At 43.1% G+C, this 8,168-nt stretch carries 7 protein-coding genes; 2 read left to right on the top strand and 5 right to left on the bottom strand.

Features of this window, described 5'->3' with window-relative positions; translation table 11 throughout:
* Nucleotides 1-490: 490 nt before the first annotated feature.
* Nucleotides 491-1,366: a LysR family transcriptional regulator gene (locus HMPREF3140_RS04755; protein ID WP_032411495.1), complete on the bottom strand. Its 876-nt coding sequence runs from the start codon at nt 1,364-1,366 to the stop codon at nt 491-493.
* Between the two features lie 216 nt (nt 1,367-1,582).
* On the opposite strand from HMPREF3140_RS04755, the gene HMPREF3140_RS26930 reads away from it, so the two are divergent.
* Together HMPREF3140_RS26930 and HMPREF3140_RS04750 are read left to right on the top strand one after the other, a co-directional pair.
* The gene (locus HMPREF3140_RS26930) at nt 1,583-2,785 is read left to right on the top strand and encodes a M20 aminoacylase family protein (RefSeq protein WP_074195475.1); all 1,203 of its coding nucleotides are present in this window, start codon (nt 1,583-1,585) and stop codon (nt 2,783-2,785) included.
* 101 nt (nt 2,786-2,886) lie between these two features.
* Entirely contained in the window at nt 2,887-4,206 is a 1,320-nt protein-coding gene (locus HMPREF3140_RS04750) for an MFS transporter (RefSeq protein ID WP_020325038.1), read from the top strand.
* A gap of 482 nt (nt 4,207-4,688) precedes the next feature.
* On the opposite strand, the gene HMPREF3140_RS04745 is transcribed toward HMPREF3140_RS04750, so the two are convergent.
* From HMPREF3140_RS04745 to metC, 4 genes are all read right to left on the bottom strand, one after another.
* Nucleotides 4,689-5,204 (bottom strand): methyltransferase family protein, encoded by a 516-nt coding sequence (locus HMPREF3140_RS04745; protein ID WP_080883435.1) that lies wholly within the window; start codon nt 5,202-5,204, stop codon nt 4,689-4,691.
* 223 nt (nt 5,205-5,427) lie between these two features.
* Nucleotides 5,428-5,811, bottom strand: coding sequence for a RidA family protein (locus HMPREF3140_RS04740; RefSeq protein ID WP_004884428.1), 384 nt, complete (start codon nt 5,809-5,811; stop codon nt 5,428-5,430).
* Between the two features lie 74 nt (nt 5,812-5,885).
* The gene (locus HMPREF3140_RS04735) at nt 5,886-6,797 is read right to left on the bottom strand and encodes a LysR family transcriptional regulator (protein WP_064185777.1); all 912 of its coding nucleotides are present in this window, start codon (nt 6,795-6,797) and stop codon (nt 5,886-5,888) included.
* 79 nt (nt 6,798-6,876) lie between these two features.
* Nucleotides 6,877-8,082, bottom strand: a complete 1,206-nt coding sequence (gene metC, locus HMPREF3140_RS04730; protein ID WP_004884445.1) for a cystathionine beta-lyase — start codon at nt 8,080-8,082, stop codon at nt 6,877-6,879.
* Nucleotides 8,083-8,168 lie beyond the last annotated feature (86 nt).

Genomic DNA, 8,168 nt, shown 5'->3' with positions numbered 1-8,168 from the left:
ACATAACAGTCCAGGAAAACATCCGCAGCCCCGAGACGGACATCTCAATTTAGCTACTGCAATATGAGTGCGCATAATGTATATTATGTTAAATTGAGTATGTGTGCGTAAGCAAACCTTTTCATAATCCCTACTCCTCGCTCATGAAATCAGTATACTCAGGCATTAAAGCTCTACGGGTGACGCTTTATTTTAGTCTTACACTACTAGTCCGCCAGTTGCGCCGATACTCTCGTGTGGTGCTGGCCCTCTGATGCTCCCTATTGGCGATCGGGTCAAAGCAGGACAACTGCTGGTCACGCGTTAGATACAACCGGTCATATTCAGCACGATGACGCACAGGTCGACGTTTCAGGAGACTAAACTTCTGCATAGAGGTTTCCTCCCTCATCGTCAGCCGAAAGCATATTCTCATGCCATTAGTCCCGATTGACCGCTTGCGCTCAAAAAGCAGCAGTCATTTATTCCGCTATTAGCGCGCGGTATATGCTCAAATCAAATTTATTAAACTTTTTAAAACCTCAGAGCACCTGTCATTGCGCCATACTAACTCCCATTCCTGTACAATGTTTAAATCTTCTAAAACCACAAACGACACGTTTGACGGAGCAAGATGTCTCATCCCTTCTGCAACGATGGTACATCCCATGCCTGCGCTAACTAATGTAAGCATCGATACTGCATCAACGCCGTGCATAACGGAACGTGGCGTAAAACCTGCATCGTAAAAGCAATGAATAAGTCGATCATGCCACGCCGGTGCCGCGGTACGAGGAAGCCATATAAAGTCAAGATTCTGCAATTCTCTTAAGTAACGAGGTTCTTTATTATCAGGCCACTTCCACTCAGTCGGATAAGCTAATAACATTTTTTCTTTGAAAACGGGGATTCCTGCAAAAAGCGGATCATTAAGAGGTCTAAACAATAAAAAACCAGCATCCAGCTCTCCCTCAGCGATCTTTGAAAGTTGCACTTCAGATATGAGGTGATGAAGCGTAATACCGACGAGCGGTGATGCCTTCTTGAATTTTTTTAATAATGTTGTGATCGGTGGTGCCGCATTTTGTATTACAGGAAGCGCTAGCGAAATATTACCACATTCTCCACGGGAGGCTCGTACAGCGCGCTCCTTTATGACGGTTACATTGTTGATCAATATTTCCGCGTCAACGAGGAACTGGCTTCCTGCATCAGTAAGTTGCACCCCGCGCCCTGTTCGATTGAAGAGCGTTACTCTAAGATCTTCTTCCAGTTTTTGCATCTGGCGTGTCAGAGCGGGTTGAGCAATATGAAGTTCTAACGCAGCTTGACTAATGCTACCTAGCTTCGCTACTGAGATGAAGTAGCGGCATTGACGCAATTCCATAGATATACCTCAATGGTATGAGTTAGATGTTGAAAAGGTATTTTACGACAAGATTAGCATTATCTATCATCCATGTTGAATGAATTCAAGCAAGTATTTTTATGGCAGGAATTCAATAAAGTAGTTTGGGAAGGTTGATTTTATGTGAACTAGATCAATAAAGATAAAGCATTTGTTACTTTTCGAAGGTTAACGCTAACTAAAAAGAGATCCCCCATGTCATCTAAGTATAGAACGACTCTTAATGTGAAGAGGCTCACAGAATTTAGGCATGATTTACATATGCATCCAGAATTAAAATTTATGGAGCATCGTACATCCGATAAAATCGCAGCTTTTCTTACTGAGCTGGATATCCCTTACAAGAGAGGGCTAGCGTCTACGGGTATCGTTGGTAGTATATATGGTAAAAACCGTAGTGCTAATGATCCTGGACCAGCATTAGGCATAAGAGCTGATATTGATGCCCTGCCATTAGAAGAAGCAAATAAATTCACGCATGCTAGTAAGCATAAAGGGTGTATGCATGGATGCGGACATGACGGGCACACCGCTATGTTACTTGGCGCAGCCGAACTGCTTTCAGCAAATAGAGATTTTGATGGGACCATACATCTAATTTTTCAGCCAGGGGAAGAAGGCGGTGCCGGGGCGCGTGTTATGATGAACGAAGGACTGTTTAAGCTTTTTCCCTGTCAGGCTGTATTTGCTTTGCATAACTGGCCTCACCTTCCGCAAGGACAAATGGGGACAAAAATTGGCCCTATAATGGCATCGGGAGTCACTTTTGAGATCACCGTTTTTGGCAAAGGTGGACATGCAGCTCTCCCCCAGTCAACTATTGATCCTGTGCCGGTCGCCTGCTTTATTGTGTCGCATTTACAGACTTTAATATCACGTCGAATGAATCCTCTGGACGCTGCCGTGTTGACTATTGGTAAAATTGAAGCGGGGAGTTCACCGAATATAATTCCTTCTGAAGCAAAAATTATGGGCACATGCCGTACCTTAACAAACGAAGCTCAATCATTGATTCTGGATAATATGCAGCGTATTGCCATCAACATAGCAGAAGCTCATGGCGCGCACGCTGAGGTAATTATTAAACAAGGTGGTTATCCAAATACTAATAATCATCCCAAAGAAGCTCGTTTTATGGCTAAAATGATGCGGGAAATTGTTGGTGAAAATAATGCTCATGATAATGTTCTTCCAGCGATGACCGCCGAAGATTTTGGTTTTATGCTCCAGGAGGTACCTGGCGCATATGGATGGATTGGGAATGGTAACGATGCGCTTTCTCAAGGGGATCTTCATAGTACATCATATGACTTCAATGATAAAAACCTCGAATTAGGTGCTCTTTTTTGGGAGAAACTAGCACGTCAATGGTTTATTACAGAGGTTACACATAGTTAGCTGTCATTTCGCCCGAAAAGTCCGAACAGGTAAAATTTTCTCTTACCTAACCTCAGGAAAATAAAAATTTACCGCCCTATAATAACCATAAGGATTAATAAATGAAAAATGATACTGATTTGCCCCAAAGTGTCACAATTTTAGAGCATGTACAAAAACCTACGAAACAGCGTTTTTTTGTGTTAGGGATATTATTCGTTAGCTTATCGATTATATATCTTGACCGTGTCAATATTTCTATTATTGCAGCAAATACACACTTTTTAAACGAAATGCATCTTAATGACAAACCAATCTTAGTTGGCTTGTTGATGTCTTTATTCTTAGCGAGTTACGGGATTGCTAATGTTTTTTTAAGCCCTTTAGGAGATTATATTGGCCCTCGAAGGGCCATGCTTATCGCTTATGTGGTGATAAGCCTATCACTTTTGATTGGGGGGTTGTCAAGTTTCTTTGCTATATTATTAGGAACCAGGATTTTGCTAGGTATTGGTGAGGGGCTTTACTACCCTATGCAAAATACAATCATAAAAAATTGGTTCCCTGCTGGAGAACGAGGTCGAGCGAATACGGCATGGATCTTAGGACAGTCACTCGCTCCTGCACTAGCCATGCCTCTTTATACCTGGATCATCGCTGAGCATTCCTGGCGTCATACTTTTTATTTTTCATTCTCGTTAACCTTGTTGCCCATTGTTCTAATCTATTTTTTCACATCAAACTTCCCACAGGAAAATAAATACGTTAACGTTCTTGAACTCCAAAAAATCAATAAAAGCACCACAGAGGAAGTTTTACATAAAAATAGCAGTGAAAAAATTTCAGTTGTTGAACGTGCCAAAGTATATCTGTGCAATTCTAATTTTTGGATTTTATTAGCTGTTTTTTCTTCTAACTCCATGCTGTCATGGGGTGTCGTAACTTGGCTTCCAACATATTTAAATACCGAGCGCGGTTTTTCATGGGCAAATGTCGGTTGGATGTCCGCGCTTCCTTTTATATTTGGACTTTTGTTCAAGGTGCTTGCTGGGTTTATTGTCGACAAAACTGACAGGAAAGGCATGGTAATGTTTGTCTCGGCCATGTTGTGTGCTGCAAGCATCCTGACTGGAGTGAATATTAGTAATAATTTTTTCGCTGCAATCGTTATCTCCTTCGGTATCGGCGCCTCCTCAATGCAACTACCCTGTGTGTTTACCCTCTTGCAATCAATGGTTCCTGCAGAAGCGATGTCGTCTGCAGCGGGGGCTTTAAATGGTATGGCCGTTGGTTTCGGGGCATTATCACCTGTATTAATTGGTTTTATATTGAGTGTTACTCATAACTTTTACTTTGTTATGTATATTCTAATAGGGATAGTTGTAATTGGCGGTTTGTTTTCATTGCTTTTTAGTCGTGACAGAAGTCGGCTTTTAAACTAAACGTTTCTCCTTACATTTATTAACAATGGCGACGTTCGAGTGTCGCCATTTTTTAATAAGCATGCATAATTTTAGAGTTAAAATCAAGTTAATCTACCCTTCCCCATCTTAGTAAAAATATTAATTAATTCGTAAGGGTGAAAATCATTTAAAAGATTCACGGAATACTCTGCGCAGATCTAAAATGCTACTTTCATCAACATAGTGCATTAATAAAAAATATAGCACAAATTATCATCTCGAGAGTAGATTTTGCGTGACCATACCAGTGAAACATCTTACAGATTCAGGATATTCCTGGTAACGACGGGATATCTACCGTATTCCATCGTTTGGTCGACATAGCTGAAATACTCGTGCGCTGGAACCATACAGCATTTCGTGAGTGTCGGACAAACAGTACGTAACGAATGAATTATTAGTGGTATGTGAGAAGCGAATACCATTCACACAATTTTAACGATAAATAAAATGGTATCCCATCACTTGGCGCGCCCCTTAATGACCGCATATAACGATGCTAGAGAGAACCAGCGAGGTGTATTGTTGCAATATTCTTCCCATTGTCGGCCAAACAGTTGCTGCATTCCAGCCTCTTCAACCTGTATATGCAAGATGCTCAGAAGTAAAATGAGAAACGGGGTAATCATTAAACCAATTACACTACTTAACAATAGGGCCAAAGCGATATGTAGCCCTATAAATCCAAGGTAGACGGGGTTGCGAGAAAAACGAAAACATCCTCTGGTCACCAGCATACTGGTTCGTTCCGGATGCAGTGCGTTGAGGGTTGTTTGATTACTTATCAACGTTACCAGTCCCGTCAGAGACAGGACAAGACTAATGCCTCCAGTGACCAGGGCGGTGCATACTCTCCATGAAATAGTGAATACCTCATCAATATGCATAAGTATAGGCCAACGCGCCCATATATTGATCAATAAACAAAGCAGTAAAAGCACTGGCGGAGCCAGGCCCTTTCTTGCAATATCTCGCATTCTATACATGGTATTCCTGCCTCCTGTGGGTTCCGAAGCGAGTCAAAATTAACACTAATATTCTCACTCGTTGCTGCGTTGCCCGACCATTTGCCTTGCCCACGTAGTTATGCTCTAACCATTCACCCTTTTCATCTAACCAGGATTAAAAAGCAACAAGGAGGTCAAAGTAAAAATAATGTGCCTGTGTTCACGGCACATATCCACTTTGCCTCCTGTTGTATTACTTAATATACGCGATGGCTTCGATTTCAACTAAGGCTTCTTTGGGTAATTTGCCAGCCTGAATGCATGAACGCGCTGGCGCTCCTGAGTCACCAAAAAATTCGGAGTATACTTCATTAAATACCGAAAAATCCTCCATCTTTGCGAGGAAACAGGTAGTTTTAAGTACAGTATCCAGCGAAGCGCCTGATTGTTCCAAAACGGCTTTTAGATTTAATAACGACTGGCGAGTCTGTTCCCTTACTCCTCCTTCGGGAAATGCCATCGTTGTTGGATCCAGAGGTAGTTGGCCTGAAGTCATCACTAAATTGCCGAATGATACCCCTTGAGAATAAGGTCCAATAGCTGCTGGAGCAGCTTTTGTATTGATTATTTTTTTCATTTTTTCTCCTGTAAATAAAGATATTGCCGTCTTCTTATGCAAAAAAACTCTCACTTACATTGTTATTAGGTATTTTAGATTTCATCTAATAAGCGCAAGCAGCGCTGTCTGGTAAAGCCAATAAAGTCATTAACATAGCCCTTGTCGATGTTCTCTGTTAGTGTGGCAAGCCAAACTTCTGAAATTAGTTTATTTTCCGTGATTGACTTTGCTGTGACGTATTTTTTTTCAAGATATTCTGATACTGCCCAGATAGGCAATGCGGCAATACCCCGCTGGCAGGCAACCTGTTGAATGATAGCCATGGTGAGTTCAGTGGTTTTTCTCCTAATTGGAATGCCGGCAGGTTTAAGTACTTTTCGACAAAGATCGATGCGCTCATCCGGTACTGCATAGGTGATGAGCGATTCACCACGAAAATCTTCCGCTTCAAGCCAAGGCTTTCGCGTTAAAGGATGTTCATTTGCCAAAATAGCAACCATTTCATATTTAAATAAAGAGCTGTACCTCACCAGATCTGTCTGCTCGGTTTCATCCACGATGGCAACATCAGCTCTGTCTTGCAACAGAAGACCTATTGGATCCGGCTGAAAACCAGGCAATATATCAATTTCAACCTCAGACCATTTCTTACGAAACTCATCCATCACCGGTAGTAACCAGCCATAACAGGTGTGACACTCAAGGGTTATCCGGAGCGCGCCCTGTTTTCCGAGCGCTAACTTATAAAGATCCCTGTTGGCTTCCTCCATTGCATTAAGCACGGTTTCAGCAAGGTGTAACAAACGCTCACCCGCCATGGTAAACTTTACGGGCGATGTTTTTCGCATAAACAGAGTAACGTTATAGTGCTCTTCCAGTTGTTTGATCTGGTGCGATAGTGCCGATTGAGTCAGTTGCATAGCTGCGGCCGCGCGCGTCAGACTTCCTGTTTTACGCAATGCTAAAAGAGTTTGTAAGTGCTTAAGTTCTATCGGAATATCCATTACTACTTCCGCCAATCACAACGTTTTGTCATAGCGCTAGTATAACAAGCGCCAGCTTGACTGGCGCTTTTGCTGGTTCTTACCCCTTCAGATGACGCAGCGCCTGATCCAGGTCTCTTACTAAATCTACTGGATCTTCTAAGCCGATTTGTAAACGGAAGGAGTGCCCTTCGTACGGCCAGTGATATTCCGGACGATCTTTACGCGGGTTAAATGGAATGGCCAGGCTTTCAAAACCGCCCCACGAAAAACCAATGCCGAAATACTGCAGGCTATCAATAAACTTCTCCACAGACTCTTTTGAGTAGTGCGGTTTAAGCACCACGCTAAACAAACCGCTGGAACCGGTGAAGTCACGTTTCCAAATTTCGTGCCCCGGACATGAAGGCAATGCCGGGTGTAGCACCTGCTCCACTTCTTCACGTTCTTCAAACCATTTAGCAATTTTAAGCGCTGAATCCTGATGGCGTCCGAGACGCAAAGACATCGTGCGTAATCCACGTTGTGCGAGATAAACATCATCCGGCGCAGCATGAAGACCAAATAGATAGATAAAGCGACGAATGGCAAGCCAGGTTTCTTTATTCGTCGTGATCAAGCCCATCTGCGCATCAGAGTGCCCAACGATATATTTAGTGGCGGCATGCACGGAGACATCCACGCCATGCTCAAATGGTTTGAAAAATAGTGGCGTTGCCCAGGTATTGTCAATTATCACTTTAGCGTTGTGGGCATGCGCCACGCGAGTTATTGCCGGAATATCCTGGATATCAAATGTTTGGGAGCCTGGAGATTCTGTAAACACCACGGTAGTGTTTTCCTGGAACAGTTGACCAATGCCATCGCCGATAGTAGGGTCGAAAAAGGTTGCCGAAACGCCCATTTTGGCCAGCACATTATTTACGAACCCACGCGTCGGGCCGTAAACGCTGCTACTGACAAGAATATGATCGCCACTTTTTACCAGAGCCAGTAATGCACTGGTGCATGCTGCCAGCCCTGTAGGCACCAGTAAAGATCGGTACCCCCCCTCCAGTTCGGCCAGAGCTTTCTGCACGGCGAAGGTGATTGGCGTTCCAAATCGACCGTAATACATCACTTCATCTTCCGCATCTTCAAACAGAGCCTGGTGACGCTCGTTTAGCTCTTTGCAGTTTTTGAAGATGACCGTAGAGGCGTGATATACAGGCGGGTTAACCACGCCACCAAATACCTCAGGATCGAATGGGCCATGGCACAGATACGTTTCTGGAGACATCTGGTTATCAAAACTATGATTAGTCATTATTACTCTTCCTCTGGTTACAACTTACAACTCTAACTGTCTTGTTTATTACCAATGTCCTCGCTGGGTATAGCAGGTGAGGACGC

Source organism: Klebsiella sp. HMSC16A12 (genome assembly GCF_001808265.1).
Lineage (GTDB): Bacteria > Pseudomonadota > Gammaproteobacteria > Enterobacterales > Enterobacteriaceae > Klebsiella > Klebsiella pneumoniae.
Note: the sequence above shows the minus strand (reverse complement) of the source record. Positions and strands in the feature narration are given on the sequence as shown.

What these genes read in the sequence shown, in the direction of transcription:
- HMPREF3140_RS04755 (WP_032411495.1), bottom strand. Translation starts at nt 1,366, where the DNA reads ATGGAATTGCGTCAATGCCGCTACTTCATCTCAGTAGCGAAGCTAGGT.
- HMPREF3140_RS26930 (WP_074195475.1), top strand. Translation starts at nt 1,583, where the DNA reads ATGTCATCTAAGTATAGAACGACTCTTAATGTGAAGAGGCTCACAGAA.
- HMPREF3140_RS04750 (WP_020325038.1), top strand. Translation starts at nt 2,887, where the DNA reads ATGAAAAATGATACTGATTTGCCCCAAAGTGTCACAATTTTAGAGCAT.
- HMPREF3140_RS04745 (WP_080883435.1), bottom strand. Translation starts at nt 5,204, where the DNA reads ATGCGAGATATTGCAAGAAAGGGCCTGGCTCCGCCAGTGCTTTTACTG.
- HMPREF3140_RS04740 (WP_004884428.1), bottom strand. Translation starts at nt 5,811, where the DNA reads ATGAAAAAAATAATCAATACAAAAGCTGCTCCAGCAGCTATTGGACCT.
- HMPREF3140_RS04735 (WP_064185777.1), bottom strand. Translation starts at nt 6,797, where the DNA reads ATGGATATTCCGATAGAACTTAAGCACTTACAAACTCTTTTAGCATTG.
- metC (WP_004884445.1), bottom strand. Translation starts at nt 8,082, where the DNA reads ATGACTAATCATAGTTTTGATAACCAGATGTCTCCAGAAACGTATCTG.